At 37.9% G+C, this 17,825-nt stretch carries 10 protein-coding genes; 6 read left to right on the forward strand and 4 right to left on the reverse strand.

Annotated features, from left to right (window positions below):
- Positions 1–364: 364 nt before the first annotated feature.
- A complete protein-coding gene (locus F6K54_RS22495; RefSeq protein ID WP_293082173.1) occupies positions 365–1,303 on the reverse strand; it encodes an EthD domain-containing protein in 939 nt (312 codons plus the stop codon).
- A gap of 349 nt (positions 1,304–1,652) precedes the next feature.
- Positions 1,653–2,090: a carboxymuconolactone decarboxylase family protein gene (locus tag F6K54_RS22500; protein WP_293082176.1), complete on the reverse strand. Its 438-nt coding sequence runs from the start codon at positions 2,088–2,090 to the stop codon at positions 1,653–1,655.
- A 1,079-nt stretch (positions 2,091–3,169) separates the two neighbouring features.
- Between F6K54_RS22500 and F6K54_RS22505 the strand changes: the two genes are divergently transcribed.
- Together F6K54_RS22505 and F6K54_RS22510 are read left to right on the forward strand one after the other, a co-directional pair.
- Positions 3,170–7,408, forward strand: a complete 4,239-nt coding sequence (locus F6K54_RS22505) for a multicopper oxidase domain-containing protein (protein WP_293082178.1) — start codon at positions 3,170–3,172, stop codon at positions 7,406–7,408.
- Between the two features lie 483 nt (positions 7,409–7,891).
- A complete protein-coding gene (locus F6K54_RS22510) occupies positions 7,892–8,170 on the forward strand; it encodes a hypothetical protein (protein WP_366558197.1) in 279 nt (92 codons plus the stop codon).
- Positions 8,171–9,470: 1,300 nt separating this feature from the next.
- On the opposite strand, the gene leuS is transcribed toward F6K54_RS22510, so the two are convergent.
- On the reverse strand, positions 9,471–12,260 hold the full coding sequence (gene leuS / locus F6K54_RS22515) for a leucine--tRNA ligase (RefSeq protein ID WP_293082183.1): 2,790 nt from the start codon (positions 12,258–12,260) through the stop codon (positions 9,471–9,473).
- A 129-nt stretch (positions 12,261–12,389) separates the two neighbouring features.
- Between leuS and F6K54_RS22520 the strand changes: the two genes are divergently transcribed.
- On the forward strand, positions 12,390–12,563 hold the full coding sequence (locus F6K54_RS22520; protein ID WP_293082185.1) for a hypothetical protein: 174 nt from the start codon (positions 12,390–12,392) through the stop codon (positions 12,561–12,563).
- Positions 12,564–12,659: 96 nt separating this feature from the next.
- Here the strand turns inward: F6K54_RS22520 and F6K54_RS22525 are convergent, their stop codons facing one another.
- Positions 12,660–13,430 (reverse strand): class I SAM-dependent methyltransferase, encoded by a 771-nt coding sequence (locus F6K54_RS22525; RefSeq protein WP_293082188.1) that lies wholly within the window; start codon positions 13,428–13,430, stop codon positions 12,660–12,662.
- Positions 13,431–14,111: 681 nt separating this feature from the next.
- On the opposite strand from F6K54_RS22525, the gene F6K54_RS22530 reads away from it, so the two are divergent.
- The 3 genes from F6K54_RS22530 to F6K54_RS22540 all read left to right on the forward strand — a co-directional run bounded on the left by F6K54_RS22530 (position 14,112) and on the right by F6K54_RS22540 (position 17,733).
- The gene (locus F6K54_RS22530) at positions 14,112–14,786 is read left to right on the forward strand and encodes a hypothetical protein (RefSeq protein ID WP_293082190.1); all 675 of its coding nucleotides are present in this window, start codon (positions 14,112–14,114) and stop codon (positions 14,784–14,786) included.
- Between the two features lie 139 nt (positions 14,787–14,925).
- Entirely contained in the window at positions 14,926–16,647 is a 1,722-nt protein-coding gene (locus tag F6K54_RS22535; protein ID WP_293082196.1) for a serine/threonine-protein kinase, read from the forward strand.
- A gap of 81 nt (positions 16,648–16,728) precedes the next feature.
- Entirely contained in the window at positions 16,729–17,733 is a 1,005-nt protein-coding gene (locus F6K54_RS22540) for a serine/threonine-protein kinase (RefSeq protein ID WP_293082194.1), read from the forward strand.
- The last annotated feature ends 92 nt before the right edge of the window (positions 17,734–17,825 follow it).

Consider the following 17,825-nt stretch of genomic DNA (forward strand, 5'->3'; position numbering starts at 1 on the left):
TTTCTGTTTCACAGGGAGTGCAACCACTTAACCCTCTACAGACAGAGACGATGAGACCCACCGCCTTTTTGTACTAAGCAATTCTGTACTCCAGAAAGTTCCCTTAAGAGTTTTACCTTTTCACGGGTTTACGCTTAACTTCTTAATTGAACTCCATACTCGCTATTTGTTTTCATAGTTTTCTCAGGTGCGTACTACCGCTACTCCCGATTTAATCAAAATAACACAAAAAAGCACACAATGCAAGCTATAAGTGGATGCTGCGCGGTTTGTTTGTTGGTCGGCAATTCCCCTCCCGTTAACATTTGTATAACGGGAGACCCCTTGCCGACATCAAAGTTGGTTAAAATGTTGAAACTCAGAATTAATCAGTCAACTTATTAGTTAACATTAGATCGACTACATCATTTTGTAGTTGATTAGCAGCTCCAATATCCATAATGAGTTGTGCCACTGTGGAACTACGCTGACCTGCCAAGGTCATTTTACCATCATTCACAAATGTGTAAGCAGTTCTTTGTGGAAATGGTCTGATTTCTTTGACATACTTACTGTATTCACTCACTAGCTCCTGGTATTCTTGAGATGCAAAAAGTAGTTCTAGCTCTAAGTGGTTCCAGAATGCTATTTCCATAGCAGCTTGATAGTTTAGTTCTGGTGCTTCAGAATGGGATACACCACCTGCATCTGGCCTAGTGTTATCAACTTCTTCAAATAGATGTAATCGCAGTTTTACTACATAATCCATTTTTGCTAGAGCTGGTGCAAAGGTATTTTTATAGTAATCCCGAAACTCTTCAACACTTACTCCGTCTGCTTTTCTAATCATGCAGTGGAATTTTTCTATTCCTTGAGAACCGTTAGGAGAACCATTTTCAATTCCATCTATGAAAGTGATAGAGTTACCAGGAGTGGTATTATAACCTATTGCTTTGCTAAAGATGTTATGCTCATCATCCATCAAAATAGCTGCTGCTTTGAACCATATTTCTCGGTCTTCTACTGTTTTGAAGGTTAATTCAGCAATGCCATCAAAGTTTTCTTCAGGGGTAGAAGCATCTACTAAGTCTCCAATACTAGGCCATACTCCCCCATCATTATGAGCAACATGAAATTGCCAATATTGGTACTGGCCTGGCAGACGGGCACAAACTGGACCGTGAACGTTTCTCCAATAGTCATCAAATAGTTCGAGGGTTATTCCTTTTCTTTTCCAAAGGAGAACATAGAAAGCCACTTGTGCTTCCTGGTCACGACTTGAATAGTCGGCAAGTTCTCCTTTTTTAATCGGGGTTGATAGCATAGTTTGCTGCCTTTGCGTTTTTAGATATTACGAGTTTATCTATGGTTCTGCTGAACTTTCCAAAGAAGATTTTTGAAGCTTAAGAGTGTGACATCTCCGACACTAAGCTGACGCTATCAGTGTGGGCTTCTCGTTTCCCAGCCCCGGTATCCCGTCGGGCAAGCGCGTGCTTTAAGAACGGAATGCCCTACCGCCCTATTTTTTATATTTATCGCTGCATTCAACTAATTTGAGTGCTTCCACAAGAACCATACTACCACAGTCTGTTACTTGATTCTCTGCCAAAATTTTCAATCTCTAGCGAATTATCTCTACTTATCTCTACAGATGTTAATCAAAATGGTGATGATTATTGTGGTGGGAATAATTCGTTTAATTCCTCTTTTAATTCTCCGAGAGCGCCAAAGCAACCTGCTGCTTTATTAAATCCTGCATAGACACAGGTGAATACTAGCAGTTCTTCTATTTCTTCAAAAGTTGCTCCTTGAGACATTGCCATCTTAACGTGAGCGCCAAATGGGTTTCCTGGACCTACATGGTCTTGATTTACCACATCTATTGCTACTGTGAGCAAAGCTTTGGTTTTTTGATCTATTAAAGGTAGACCCCATGCTTCTCCAGCTACTCTGGTACAAAAATCCCCAAATTTTGGGTTGATACTACTTAAGCCTTCTTGCAGTGCTTTGTCGTCCAATACTGCGTTTTTATATGCCATAGTTATCTGGTTAATTTTGCTAGTTTGTTGTGTTTTGTGACGGTTTGTTTCCAGACTGTGTTGTTTCAGCATTACCTAACTATACCGTATCGGTGTTGTCAGTTGCTTTATCTCACAGTTTAACATCTTAATAAAACAGTTAGTAATCGATCGGCTTGTCAGGGAGTAGATGACGGCCACTTGATTTGATTCAAAGTATCAAGCCAAATGATTGTCCACAATCGTGAAAAACCTATTTTGGATTGACTTTTTAGCTATGAATCAAATTTACAAATTTGTGCCAGACAATTTTTGTTTTTCTATGAACCAGATTAACATTTTTACCAACATTTTTTTCAATTAAAAATCTGATTTACTATTTCAGGGACAAAATATTATGTGATGAGCAAAACCAAGAATTATCTTTAGGAATTTATTCTTGACATTGTTCAATATTAATGATACCAATTTCCCTTAATTCACTTTAATTAGGGTTTGCTGATTAAATATCAAAGTCTTTACTGATATTGGTAAGTGCCTTTTTAGATCGTGAAAAAGTACCTGATGTTCGCCTTATAAGGCTCAAAAAGTGAGTATTTTGGCGTATAGTTGGGCAGAGTTGGCAAGGGATAATTTTGTGTTCCTCCTACCTCCTCTACAACTCCCTCCAACTCTTGAGTATTAGCTAATCCCTACTCCCCTCCTGGGAGGGGCGAGGGGTGGGTCCCTACTCCCTGCCGAGCGCAAAAAGACTTATGAGCGCAAACCCTAATTAAGAATTGATACTTAATAAAATTTTACTGTTGCGTAGTATCTACTTAGAATCCTTGTGACTTAAATCTGGGGAGTAGTCAAATACCCGAATTAATTCAGATGACAGTGGTTTCCATTCCGGTAGGGAAGTTGCATGCAACGTCCCTACAAGGTCTTGGTTATAGCGATGTGGTTCATCAATTGGAAAAGCGCTGTAAATCATCTAAATTTTTTTGATTATTGTTTTTTTTCAGTAGAAATATCGATCCAAAAAACTTTAATCTTTTTCTAAGATTTTTGACAAAATAATTAGTGACTTTATAGGTTAATATTGACTATATACTGTCTTATTTAGAAACAATCTTATCAGGTTTCATCACGTTATTTGTTTTAATTTTTATTTGGAGAAATAATTAATCATGGCTGACGTTGCATTAAGAGACGCAAAAATTATTGGTCAAGAAAACTTTGAATTATGGAGTCAAGGCTTCGATCAAGATGGTTATCTTGATGTATTGCCTCACCCAGATATAGTAGTTCCCTTTTATAACCCTATTGAAGAGTGGCAAAACAACCCACAGGGAAACACTGGAAATTTCTTTTCAAGCTGGGGTCCAGATGAGGTATTAGAAGCACAACTCTCAATGGAAGAGTTAGAGCGATTAGAGATAGAAGGTTTAGGGGTTCTCACCTCAGCAGATGGATTAGTACCATGGTTACCTCGCCTCGATCCTAATACCGGACTACCCGTTTTAGATGAAAATGGAGACCCTCTACCTAGCTTCACTCCTTATGAACTACTCAGAGTGTATCAGGGTACAGCTCCTGACGGTACAACTTCTGACCCAATGATTCCTGGGCCATTGATAGTGACTGAAGCTGGGGACAAAGTACAACTGACTCTGACAAATAATTTAACTAAGGTAGAAGAAGCAGGAAATACTACAGCAAATGTATTTTCTAACCTACATACCCACGGTTTTCATACATCTCCTCTAGGTCGTAGTGATAATGTTCTACATTTACTAGATTCTGGAGAAACCTTTGAATATGATATTCAGGTTCCTACAGACCAAACTGCGGGTATGAGCTGGTATCACCCTCACTTTCATGGATATACTAATACCCAACTATCAGCAGGGTTAGTAGGTGTACTGCAAGTTATGCCAAGACATGATGAACCAGACCTGAATAAATGGGATCCAAGCTCGGAAAATTTCTATTCGATCACTGTTAATACCTACGGTCTTCAGCAAGTAGACCGACCAGGTTCACCAGATGACCCCCTTAACCAAAACCCTGATATTTCATTACCTGCGGGTACACCTGTAGAAATCGAAGGATTCACAGATGATGGTCTGCCAATTTATGAACTATCGGATGCTGTATTTATAGGTTATAACGCTAAACCAGTTGCTTATGACCCCCAACTACCTCTGGGTAGAAATGAGGATGGTACAAATAATCCTGCTATATTTGAATATGGTGGTGGTGTTTTAGAGGCACCAGCAGAAAACGTTATTCACACTGTCAATGGTCAATACAACCCCACACTTGCATTAGAGACTGGTGAGTTACAAACGTTTTCACTCTTGAATGCAGATGTTAATGCTCACCATGTTCTTCAGTTATACAAAGAAGAGATTGGTCCTGATGGGGAGGTGACACTTGAGCTTCAGGACATGACTTATGTAGGTCTTGATGGTGACTCTTATCCCGGTCGAGCGACAGAAGAAATTCGCAGAACTATGGAAGATTCACCAATCTTTCAACCTGGACAACGGATAACTGTAGATCATTCTTTCACCGAACCAGGTAAGTATTATCTGCTATCTAATGGTACGCCAGAAATTGTGGGTGAAGATAGTCCAGAGTTGATCCAGACAATGACCAATAAGTTGCCAGAAGGTCAAGAATCTCAGGGATTTGATGACGGTCACTATACTTGGGGACCACAGGTTTTGATGACTTTGGATGTGACGGGCCCAGAAACTGCTCCTGCTCCGATTCCAGAAGCTTATGATAGTCTTGAAGAAAGAGTTGAAGCACTGATAGATAGAGTTAATGCAGCAGAGAATGGTGTTGGTGTTGACCGGGAACGTACATATATCTGGAGTGCAAATATTGGTGGGGCGATCGCTGAAGGTAATAGTCCAGATGACTTAGAGGTAGAAACATTCGAGGGCACCTACAAAATTAATGGCGGGTATTTTGCTGGCGAGAATGAGACTCCACTAGCGATGCCAATGTTAGGTACAGCGGAAATATGGAATGTATTTAACATCTCTGGGTTAGACGAAGAAACATTGCCAGAGGAGATAAATCTTCCGCTCCTAGAATGGCATCCATTCCACATTCACCAAAATCCTTTTACAGTTTTAGATATCAACGGTCAACGACTTGCAGACTTAGAGAATACCTATCTACCTTATATAGAAGGGGATACTATTGCTCTACCCCCTACTCATCAGGATGGTACAGTCACGGAAACGAACCCCTACGGTGTAGCAGAATTTAATGGTGATGCTTCCCTAGTCAGAATGTATATGCAGTTCAAGGACTATGACGGCAGCTTTGTGAACCATTGCCATATTCTGTTCCATGAAGATGCTGGAATGATGGCAGTTGTGCGGGTGATTCTGAATACAAATGATACTTGGTTAGGGTTGAGCAATGAAGAGGGAGATGCTGATGGTACAAGTATCGAACTACTCCGGGGTAGCGGTGTCACAGGACCAAGTCTTAATTTGAGACCTTTTGGTTCAGACTTTACAGATGGAGTAGATATTGATATTGATGATGTAAACTCCTCGCTACCCTTTGCCGGCAATAACGTTACTGATAATACCACTGATGTTGTTGCTATGGAGATTGAAGGGGATCATACAGTTCGAGTATTTGATGGCAGGTCATTATTTAATCTGCAAGCACAGGGTATAACAGATGTTGATGGTGATGACACCACCTTACAAATCTTTGAATTTAATGCTTTCCAAGGAGTAGATGGTATTGCAGGGGAAAAAGGATCTGTTGCTACTGGTGATATTACTGGCAATGGTTTTACTGACATAGTTACGGGTATAGTTACAGAAGACGGGGTATTGATTGAGATTTATAATGGTGAAAATTCTGAGCTGCTTACCCGTATGCTTGTTGATGGATTGACCTCTGATGAAGATGGTTTAGAGAATAATCTCAATGTAGCAGTGGGAGATGCTGCTGGAGATAACTTTGAGGATATCTATATTGCTAATCAGGGCAAATTAACGATTTTGAGTGGTATTGATATTGAGAAAGCGATCCGAGCAGGTGAAGAGATTGATGCGAGTGATGTAGCAGCATTAGACGAACCTATTAGTCCCTATGGAGAAGATTATACAGGGGAGATTGAGATTACTTCTGGTTATGTACTCCAGCGACCTGAACCTGAAGATGATGTTGCTCCTACTGCTGATTTTGATCTGGTTGGTGAAGCTTTTGATACTACTGTTCAAGGTAATAATGCTAACATTACCACATTGGCTGTTGATACGGAACAGTTAGCAGAGGGTGATGAGCAGGTGAAGATTTGGACTTACCTTGGAGGTGGACATTACGGACATGGTGACCATGGTGAAGGTGAACATAGCGAAGGTGAACATGGTGAAGGTGAACATAGCGAAGGTGAACATAGCGAAGGTGAACATGGCGAAGGTGAACATGGTGAAGGTGAACATGGTGAAGGTGAACATGGTAATAACTTAGAAGCAAGTCACCTAGGGATCGATCATGGAGAAGAAGTAGAGGGTGAACATGGCGAGGGTGAACATGGCGAAGGTGAACATGGTAATAACTTAGAAACAAGTCAAGTAGAGAGTGATGATGATGGAGAAGGAGGAGAGTCCGATCTACCAGTTCGTCTAGATGCTGCATTTACCCCTGAAGGTGATATCACAAATTTATCTGGTACTTTTGCTGACGTTCCTGGTAATCAACGGGGTGAACCAGTTTTATTTGTTCAAAATGAAGAAGGGAATCGCGAAATACTTCAAGTTCGGGGTGGAAATCTCTTGGCAGAAAATAAAATTGGTACTACGGGTGATGATACCATTGATGGGGGCAATAATGGTGACAATATCTACGGGTTGGAAGGAGATGATATCCTCAATGGTAATTTGGGGAATGATTTGTTAGATGGTTTTCGAGGTGATGACTCCCTCAATGGTGGTGCAGGAAACGATACGTTTCATGGTGGAAAAGGTGACGATATTGTGACAGGTGGAGAAGGAGCAGATTTTCTCAATGGCCAACGAGGAGATGATGTTCTTACAGGTGGAGCTGATAGCGATATATTTGTCTTTGATACTGATGAGGTATTCGATCCAACTATGTTAGGTATTGATTCAATCACTGACTTTAATGCAGCAGAAGATTTCATCGAACTTGGTGCTGTGACTTTCACCGCATTTGATACCACAGAGAGTATACAACAGAGTTTTGCTGTTGTTGCTAGTGAAAGTGATGCTGGTATATCAGAAGCATTCATTGTTTACGATAGTACAACTGGTAATTTGTACTATAATGTTGATGGTACTGCTCCTGGTTTCGGTAGTGGCGGTCAATTTGCTACATTAGAAGGTGCGCCAGGGTTAGTAGCTGAGAATTTCATCTTGGGTTAGAATTTAGGACTTACCCATGAACGCTATTAGTAGTGGATTGTTTCACCTAAAATAGTGCATTAGATTCAATTCAAAAGTCAAAAGTCAAAAGTCAAAAGTGAGAATTTTCAAGTTATATCATGTCCGGTTGAACAGTGATAAATAAATAACTACGGAGGAGTCAGTCCTCAGGAGTCAGTCCTCAGGAGTCAACCCACCCCTAACCCCTCCCAGGAGGGGAAGAAAGAAGAAGAACTGGAGTTGAAGGAGAAAGTTTTTTTATAACTAATTATCCGGACATGATATTAAAAGCTAATGCACAGTTTTAGCTGTGTCAGTCCAGTAGGGTGTGTTAGCGGTAGCGTAACTGAGCAACACCCTATAGATAGTGCCTTTGTGTAAGTCCTGAATTAATCAAAATCAGGAGGTGCAGTTGTGCCTTCTGATTTTTTGAGGTATTGCTGAGAAGAAATGACAATTTGAGGAATGCGGAAATACATTATTTTGTCAATTTTTTTATTAATATTTTTCTTTGCTGTTACACCCCTTGCAGCAGCATCTTTTTGTCGTAATTATCAGGGTAATAATATTTGTATTCTTAGTATTAAACGTAGTGCTAAAAACTATTGGGAATATCGAGCAGAAGTTAGTATTAATAGCAAGAAAAAACCACTGGAAATTTATAATTGTCGCACTGAAGAAAAAATACAAAAAAATGGTAAGATTGTTAAGTTTCAACCTAATGGTGCGGGTAAATTAATTTGTAATGTTCTGAATAAATAGGGCTTGCTGAAAAAGTCTTATGGGTGAGGGTAGGAGACAGGAGACAGGAGACAGGAGACAGGAGACAGGAGACAGGAGACAGGAGAAATGGGAATGAGCGAGGAGGTAGTAGTTAAGAATTGTAAGAATGATTTTTCTGCCCAACTATGCACCTAAAATACGCTCCTTTTTGAGGGTTTTAGACTGAAACAGGCGCACTTTTTTTGGAATAGACATCTCCAATAATAAAAAATAAAATCAACTATCGTAAAGAAATTATATCATGTCCGGATAATTAGTGACAAAAAAACCTTTTCCCTTTAAACCTTTCTTTCCCTTCTGCCTTCCCCTCCTGGGAGGGGTTAGGGGTGGGTTGCCTTCTGCCTTCCTTCGTCCTAAGTGTGACTATTCAACCGGACATGATATTACAGCGGTTTCCGTTATTATGAGGTACACCTGTCGCGGGCAAGATGCCTAAACGCAGGCAAGATGCCTACGCTACGATGATTTTACCATTCAAGCTTGTACCTCATTTGCCCGAAATATGCTGTATCAATTCTTTCCCACTACTCCCTACTCCCTACTCCCTACTCCCTCTTTTCTGGAGATGTCTATAGAACCCATTTAAGATCTATATAATTGTGGTAGTCAAGTCTTTTAGCGCATCAATTTTGAGAAAAAATCATCTGAAGAAGTGTTGAATTTTTTGTATTATCTCTCCCCACATCTTCTCTCTTCCCTCTTATATCATGTCCGGATAATTAGTTATAAAAAAACTTTCTCCTTCAACTCCAGTTCTTCTTCTTTCTTCCCCTCCTGGGAGGGGTTAGGGGTGGGTTGACTCCTGAGGACTGACTCCTGAGGACTGACTCCTCCGTAGTTATTTATTTATCACTGTTCAACCGGACATGATATTACCTCCTGTCTCCTGTCTCCTGTCTCCTGACTCCTAGCTAAAAAAAACTTGATATTTATGAAGATACGCTTAGGGGTTCTATAGCAGACTAAGCAAAGCTTAGGACATATCAAAAGCTTAAAAGGAAGATTCTTTTGCTAGATAACTAAACGCCTTCTTCCTTCTTCCTTCTTCCTTCTTCCTTCTTCCTTAGCAGACTAAGCAAAGCTTAGGACATATCAAAAGCTTAAGAGGAAGATTCTTTTGCTAGATAACTAAACGCCTTCTTCCTTCTTCCTTCTTCCTTCTTCCTTCTTCCTTAGCAGACTAAGCAAAGCTTAGGACATATCAAAAGCTTAAAAGGAAGATTCTTTTGCTAGATAACTAAACGCCTTCTTCCTTCTTCCTTCTTCCTTCTTCCTTCTGCTACACCACAAAATTAACTAATTTTCCAGGCACCACAATTACCTTTTTAATCTCCTTACCTTCCAAATGACGCTGTGCGACTTCCGACTCTCGCGCTAACTTTTCCAAAGTCGCCTTATCCGCTTGTGCTGACACCTGAATAGTACCCCTAGTTTTACCCTTAATCTGAATCACCAAGGTAATTTCATCTACAACCAAAGCATCCGGGTCAAACTTAGGCCAAGGGTGAGTATGCACCGAACCAAAATTACCAGCAACTTGCCACAACTCCTCAATAATATGAGGTGCAAACGGCGCCAATAACAACAACAAAGTTTCCAAACCTTCCGCATAAATAGGCGAATCTTTACAACTAGCATCAGCAAGAGCATTACTCAACTTCATCATTTCAGAAACAGCAGTATTAAACTGATAATCTCCATCTAAATCTTCTGTTACTTCCTTAATAGCAATATGCACCGCCCTTCGTACATCTTTCTCTACTTTAGTTAACTCTCTAGCAAACTTACTTTTTATCCAAATCAACCCTTTCTGTAAATCATTCCTAGTCTCTTGTTGAGTTTCTGGATGATTAAATTTTGCTTCTATTGCAGCTTTCACATCAGCAGCAGCATAAACTTTCACCACATTTTTGAGTTTAAACGCAGCAAGATTTTTTGTGATTTCAGTAATCAAATACCGAGACCAACCCAACTGTTTCAAGTCTGCTTGAGTAACACCGCTATTTTTTACTTTCAACTCACTTAAACTATGATTTGCAGAAAACTCAGTTATCAATAACCACACCCGGTTGAGGAAACGAAACTGTCCTTGCACATCAGCATCATCCCACTCTAAATCTTTTTCCGGTGGAGCTTTAAATAAGATAAACATCCGCGCGGTATCAGCTCCATATTTTGACATCACATCTAAAGGATCGACACCGTTATATTTAGATTTAGACATTTTCTCAAAAAAGACTTCCAACTCATCTCCAGTTTTCGGATCTTTGGCGTCTTCTGGGTTGACATCAGCAGAGGGAATATATTTACCGGTAATTGGATTTTTGTAGGTAATACCTTGTACCATTCCTTGAGTTAACAAACGTTGAAATGGTTCGTCAAAATTGCACAAACCTCTGTCGCGCAAAACCTTTGTAAAAAATCTGGAATACAACAAATGCAAAATTGCGTGTTCGATACCACCCACATATTGGTCTACAGGCAACCAGTCATTTACCACTTCCGAGTCAAACACCTGTTGTTCATTAGTCGCATCTGGATAACGCAAGTAATACCAGGACGAATCAATAAAAGTATCCATGGTATCCGTTTCCCGTTTTGCAGGAGTGCCACAACTCGGACAAGGAACATTCACCCAATCTTCCAATTTTGCCAAGGGTGAGGGACCGCGACCAGAAAATTCCACACTGTCTGGCAATTTCACAGGTAAATCTTCATCTGGTACAGGTACAGCACCACATTTCGGACAGTGAATAATAGGTATTGGTGCGCCCCAATAACGTTGTCTAGAAATTAACCAATCTCGCAAACGATATTGTACGCGACCTTCTCCATAACCTTCGTCTTCTGCAAGTTCAATAATTGCTTTTTTGGCGACAGTAGATTTTTCACCATTAAACGGACCGGAATTCACCATGGTGCCAACATCGGTATAAGCATCTGTAAGTTCCCAGTCATCATTATCCGAATCATCTGGCACAATGACATTTGTAATGGGTAGGTCGTATTGTTTGGCAAACTGGAAGTCTCGTACATCGTGAGCGGGTACTCCCATGACTGCACCTGTACCATATTCATAGAGTACATAGTCGGCGATCCAGATGGGAATTTCTTGGTTGTTGAATGGGTTGATAGCTTTGCCACCAGTGGGAACGCCACGTTTTGGTTTGTCTTCAGCGGTGCGTTCTAGTTCACTTTCGGCAGCAACTTCTTGAATGAAGGTTTCGACGGTAGTTTGTTGTTCTGGGGTTGTTACTTGTGCTGTTAAAGGATGTTCGGGAGCTAAGACGACGTAACTTACGCCGTAGACAGTATCGGGCCTGGTGGTAAAGACACCGATTTTTTTATCCATACCGACTATGGGAAATTCGAGGTAAGCACCGACGGATTTACCTATCCAGTTGGCCTGCATGGTTTTAACTCGTTCTGGCCAACCAGGCAATTTGTCCAAGTCATTGAGGAGTTGTTCGGCATAGTCGGTAATTTTGAAGAACCACTGACGCAATAATTTACGTTCGACTTTTGCCCCGGAACGCCAGGAACGACCTTCGCCATCTACTTGTTCGTTGGCAAGTACGGTTTGGTCGATGGGGTCCCAGTTAACGGCGGATTCTTTTTGGTAAGCGAGACCTGCTTGGAAAAATTGGAGAAATATCCATTGAGTCCAACGGTAGTATTCGGGGGAACAGGTGGCGACTTCTTTTTCCCAGTCGATGGAGAAACCCAAACGTCTTAGTTGTTCTTTCATTTGGGCAATATTTTGGTAGGTCCATTGGGCGGGTGGGATGCCACGGTCAATGGCTGCGTTTTCTGCGGGTAGTCCAAATGCGTCCCAACCCATGGGGTGCAGGACACGATAACCTTGCATCCGTTTGAGTCGGGCAATGACATCGGTGATTGTGTAGTTACGAACATGACCCATGTGTAAGTTCCCGGATGGGTAGGGGAACATGGATAGAGCGTAGAATTTTTGTTTATTCTTGTCTGTAGGGGTTTGATTTTGGTTTTGTTCGGTCCATATTTTTTGCCACTTTTGTTCAATGGATACAGGGTTATATTTGGAGTCCACAGTTTTTCTCCGTATTATTTTCGATAGTCTTGTTTTCTTGATTATTTTTGCATATTCCCCGACTCTGAGGATTTATTGTTACATTATAATACTGAGTGTAATATATGGAGTTCGGAAAAATTATAATTTTTGTTGGTTGTGGGAATATTATTGGCAGCTTCAGCAGTTAGAAAAAGTTGTAGTGAGTCTCTTAATATTTTTTCCCTGTTTTGTACTTTTTTAGTCAGATATGATTATGGTAGTATTCAACTGTCAGCTACTGATTTTGGAGTAGGTAAAAGCTATTGGGAAATTCAGAAATAATTACAAAATTATTGCCAAAGTACGCTTCTTTAACCTTAGTAAAAATTATTCATTATTTGCTGACGGCTGAATACTTAGTGAATAGAATAAGGATAATTATACTTTTCTTAGAATCATTAATCCATTCCAAAATGTAGGATGTCCATTTATATATGTTAATTGATCGAAAATGATTTCATAGTGGGGATGATTTTCTTTAACAAATTCTAAAGTAGCACTGCGTGCTTCGTTAGTGTTAGTGTCATCAACTAATATTATTACATTCTTAGAAAAATAAGGTTTGGCTACATCAAGAGACTCTTTCTGATGATCATAGGAATGGTTTCCATCATAAAAATAAAAACCTATTTTAGTATCGGTATTGTGGTAACTTTCAAAATACTCTTGGTAGTCTAAATCGAAAAAACTGCTTTTTGGATGTTTAACCTGCTCGTAATCTTTTAAAAATTCTGCTTTTGGTCCACCAAATTCAGAAAAGTTATCAATCCCTATAGAAAAACAATTATGATTTAATACTCCTGCAAAAAACGAGTAACCCCTCCAACACCCTATGTTCAAATAGCATTCGTCTGGTTCTAAGAATTTTGTTATTTCGTTGATCAGATACCCAATAGCAATTGTTGACATTTTTGGTATCTTTCGCAGAAATGATAAATTGCTTTTTATCTCTTTATCGCGATTTTTAAAACGTATATTAGCTTCATCATAAGTTAGGGATTTTCCTAAAAAGCTAATATTTTTACCAGTACCTATACCTTGATCAATTTGATCGTAGGGTTGAATAAAAAGAAACTCAATATTAAATATTATATTAGCAAAATCTTGAGGGGTAAGTTTCATGTTTACTTTTTCTCCAAAGAAAGTCAATATTAGATAATATATTATCTCAGAGACTGTTTGTTGTCAAAAAAAGTTAAAAATGAGAATCACAGACTTTTTAAACTTCTTACAGTAGTAGCTTTGAAAAGTTTATCAACTCCATTATCAGCGGTCAAAAAAATTATCTAGAGACGCTGTAAAATTTGACTGATATAAGAGTATTGGATATTCAGACAGAAGCAGGTAAGAAAAAATATTTTTAGACCTAATACAGAACCAAAATATACTGATAGATATGAAAATGCTGAGGTAGCTTTAGCTGTTCTGAGACCTTTAGATGTTAACCGTTTACCAAAAGTCATAATTAGTCAGGAAAATCTAGAATTTTCTAGTTCTAAATGGGGAGAAAAATTAACAGATATTATAGAAATTAGTAATCCGATTCCAGAAACAATTTTATCTGGTAGATGGGAAGTTGCTCCCCATGCAAGTGACCCTCCTCATACTCCTTATGACCATAGTTGGATTTCATTTTCATCTTATTGGGTTTCATTTTCATCTTATAAGTTATATAGTTGGATTTCATTTTCATCTCATAAGTTTGAAGGGAATCATGTAGAGTGTGAAATTACAGTAGATACCAGTAAGTTAGTAGAAAATGAAATTTATAAAAGGGAGATAATTTTACATAATAATTCAGCATCAGAAACCCTGAAAATAAATATTCAGGTGAAAACTGCTAGTGTGCCTAAATTAGAAGTTAGCTCCATTTTTATATTCTTTTTTAGTCACTTTGTTGTGGCAGTGGTTATCGTTTACATTTTTAATTCATTGCTATTCCATCCTGTATTTCTTCAGTGGGCAGTAATATACATAGGAGTATGTGCTTTATACATACTTCTATGTGCTTTAGTTAATCCCATAACTAAACCCCTACCTAAACCCCTACTTTTTACTAAACCCCTACTTTTAAAAGACAAAGAGATAGGTTGTTTCACTGCTACAATAACTGTTGTAACTTGTGTGATGTTTCTCGGTATTGCTCTATCTGGAGGTGTAGTTTGGCTGTATTCCTGTATATTTGTGGAAACAATGTTAATAATAACAACAATATTAAAAATAATATTTCAAGTCCCGATAGATAAATTGTTCTCGAAAGTAGAAAAAATACTTATAGCTCTTTTAATAATAGGATTAGACTTTAGCTTAATTATAACTTTTACGCTTTTTTATGAAATCATTCCTCAACTACACTGTTTTACTTTAGGAGAAATTTTAGACTCAGCAATAGTAGCGATCGCCTCTATGTTTGCTACTCTAATCCCCCTAATTTACTTATTATTCAAACCTGTAAAAAAAATTTCTAAATACAGAAAAGCAGAGCTAAATTTAATTCAACCATAACCACCATGTAAATCTTAGGAAAAATCTCCAATAATTTCACTGTTTCGTGTTCTTTAAAACCTACTAAAAACCCATGAATAATTACCCCAATTTTTGTTCTCAAGGCTATGAAATAATTAGATAACTCGGACACAATAATATTGGTGGGCGAGTCACTTATCTCGCTGAAAATATCCAGACTCAAAAAAAGGTAGTTATTAAACAATTTCAATTTGCCAAACTAGGAGCAACTTGGGCAGAATATGATGCCTACGAGCAAGAAATTGAAGTCTTAAAAAGTCTCCAGCATCCAGCAATTCCTCAATACTTAGATTCTTTTCAAACTGTTGATGGTTTCTGCATGATTCAAGAATATATTAATGCGGAATCTGCTCGGACTTTTCGTCAGTGGCAACCCCAAGAAATTAAACAAATTGCTATTTCAATTTTAGAAATTTTAGTCTATCTCCAAAATCAACCACAACCTGTTATTCATCGAGATATTAAACCGGAAAATATTTTAATTAATGAGCAATTAAAAGTTTACTTAGTAGACTTTGGTTTTGCCAGAATGGGAGGAGGAGAAATAGCAGCAAGTAGTGTTGTGAAAGGTACGATGGGATTTATGTCTCCCGAACAAATGTTTAATCGCTCCTTAACTACGGCTTCAGATTTATATAGTCTTGGTGCCACATTAATTTGTTTATTAACTGGGATAAAATCTGGGGATATTGGAAATTTAATTGATGCGAATTATCGGATTATTTTCCGTCATTTAGTTCCACCATTAGAAAGGGGTTGGATTAATTGGTTAGAAAAGATAACAGAACCAAAATATATCGATAGATATGAAAATGCTGAGGAGGCTTTAGCTGCTCTTCGAGTTTTAGATGTCAATCGTTTAGCAAAAGTTAGAATTAGTCAAACAAATCTAGAATTTACTAGCGATAAATGGGGAGAAAAATTAACAGATATTATAGAAATTAGTAATCCGATTCCAGAAACAATTTTATCTGGTAGATGGGAAGTTGCTCCCCATGCAAGTGACCATCCTCATACTCCTTATGACCATAGTTGGATTTCATTTTCATCTCATAAGTTTGAAGGCAATCATATAGGGTTTGAAATTACAGTAGATACCAGTAAGTTAGTAGAAAATGAAATTCATCAAAGGGAGATATTTTTACATAATAATTCAGCTTCAGAAATTGAAACAATAAATGTTCAGGTAGAAACTCGTAGTTTGCCGAAATTAGAAGATGAATCCATCTTCATGTTTTTTTTTACTCGCTTTGTAGTGGCAGTTTTTATATTTTTTAGTTTGAATTCATTGCAATTCAATACTCTATTTATTTGGTGGGCAGTAATATCTATAACAGTATGTGCTTTATTTAATTACATCAACAAAGCTGTTAAACGCACAATAATTATTGGTGTTTTATCTATCATAATTTTTTTGAATTTTATAATGATTGCGATTGGAGTGCATATAAGAGATTTATTGCAGTTATTATTTCCAGCTATAATAATATTAGTAATTTCGTATTATTTAGCTAGGCTTTATTTATTTATATTGGAAGAAACAATGAGATTAATAATAATACCTAAAAACAAGATCGATCGATTTTTCTCCGAAATAGAACAAATACTTATATTTCTTTTAACAATAGGATTAGACTTTAGCTTAATTGTAACTTTTAAGATTTTTCATGAAGTCATTCCTCAACTACACTGCTTTACTTTAGGAGAAATTTTAGACTCAGCAATAGTAGCGATCGCCTCTCTTTCTATTACTCTAATACCCCTATTTTATTTAATCTTGAAACCTCTCAAAATAATTTCTAAATACAGAAAAGCAGAACCAAATTTAATCAAACCATAATCAAAATATAGTGGCTCGGAATCTCATGTAAAAAATTAATTCCTTCCTATTCTCAGTCCTCTAAAAACTTACTAAAAACCCATGAATAACTATCCCAATTTTTCCAACTATGGCTATCAAACAATCAAAGAACTCGGACATAACCGTGCAGGTGGAAGAGTAACCTATCTTGCCACAGAAATTAATACTCAAAAAACAGTAGTAGTTAAACAATTTCAATTTGCTACAACCGGAGCGCATTGGTCAGAATATCAAGCCTATGAAAGAGAAGTTCAAGTATTAAAAACACTAGATAATCCTAGTATTCCCCACTACTTAGATTCTTTCCAAACACCATCAGGTTTCTGTATGGTACAAGAATATAAAAACGCTACTTCTTTAGCAAATTTAGCAACCTCTCAAAAATGGCAACCCCAACAAATTAAACAAATAGCAATTTCAGTTCTAGAAATTATTAAATACCTCCAAAACAGAATTCCACCAGTGATTCATAGAGACTTAAAACCAGAAAATATTCTAATAGATGACCAGATGAACATTAGCCTAGTAGACTTTGGTTTTGCCAGAATAGGAGGAGGAGAAGTTGCTGTTAGTAGCGTAGTCAAAGGTACATTAGGATTTATGCCTCCAGAACAAATGTTTAATCGTGAATTAACAACAGCATCAGACTTATATAGTCTCGGTGCAACATTAATTTGTTTATTAACAAACACCCATGCAACAGAAGTAGGCAGTCTCATGGATGACATGGGAAAAATTAATTTTCAGCAGAAAGTAAAACACCTCAGTCAAGACTTTATTGCCTGGCTAGACAAAATGGTACAACCCAATTATAAAGATAGATATTCATCAGCAGAATTAGCCCTTGATGCTTTAATTCCCTTAGAAGTATTGCCCCCTTCTCGAAGACAAAAATTGACTCAAACAGCATTAATTACCACTATTGTATATATGGCAATTTTAAGTGCTGCTTTTGCTATGTTCAGAGCCTATAATATTCAACTAAATGAACCCCTTGTATCCACGAAAATAGAAGATTCATTTCAAGCTCAAAACAAAAGGAAATGCCTCAATCATCGAAAATAATTACAGCAGTTTTTTAGTTGACGAAGCATAAAGTTTTAGAAATTTATAAACAAGGGAAATATATAGCAATCCTATTTTATTCATGGTAAGCA

The sequence above is a fragment of the Okeania sp. SIO3B5 genome (assembly GCF_010692555.1).
Classification (GTDB): Bacteria; Cyanobacteriota; Cyanobacteriia; order Cyanobacteriales; family Microcoleaceae; genus Okeania.

Coding starts and splice junctions, on each gene's coding strand:
- F6K54_RS22495 (WP_293082173.1), bottom strand. CDS start 1,303: ATGCTATCAACCCCGATTAAAAAAGGAGAACTTGCCGACTATTCAAGT.
- F6K54_RS22500 (WP_293082176.1), bottom strand. CDS start 2,090: ATGCTGAAACAACACAGTCTGGAAACAAACCGTCACAAAACACAACAA.
- F6K54_RS22505 (WP_293082178.1), top strand. CDS start 3,170: ATGGCTGACGTTGCATTAAGAGACGCAAAAATTATTGGTCAAGAAAAC.
- F6K54_RS22540 (WP_293082194.1), top strand. CDS start 16,729: ATGAATAACTATCCCAATTTTTCCAACTATGGCTATCAAACAATCAAA.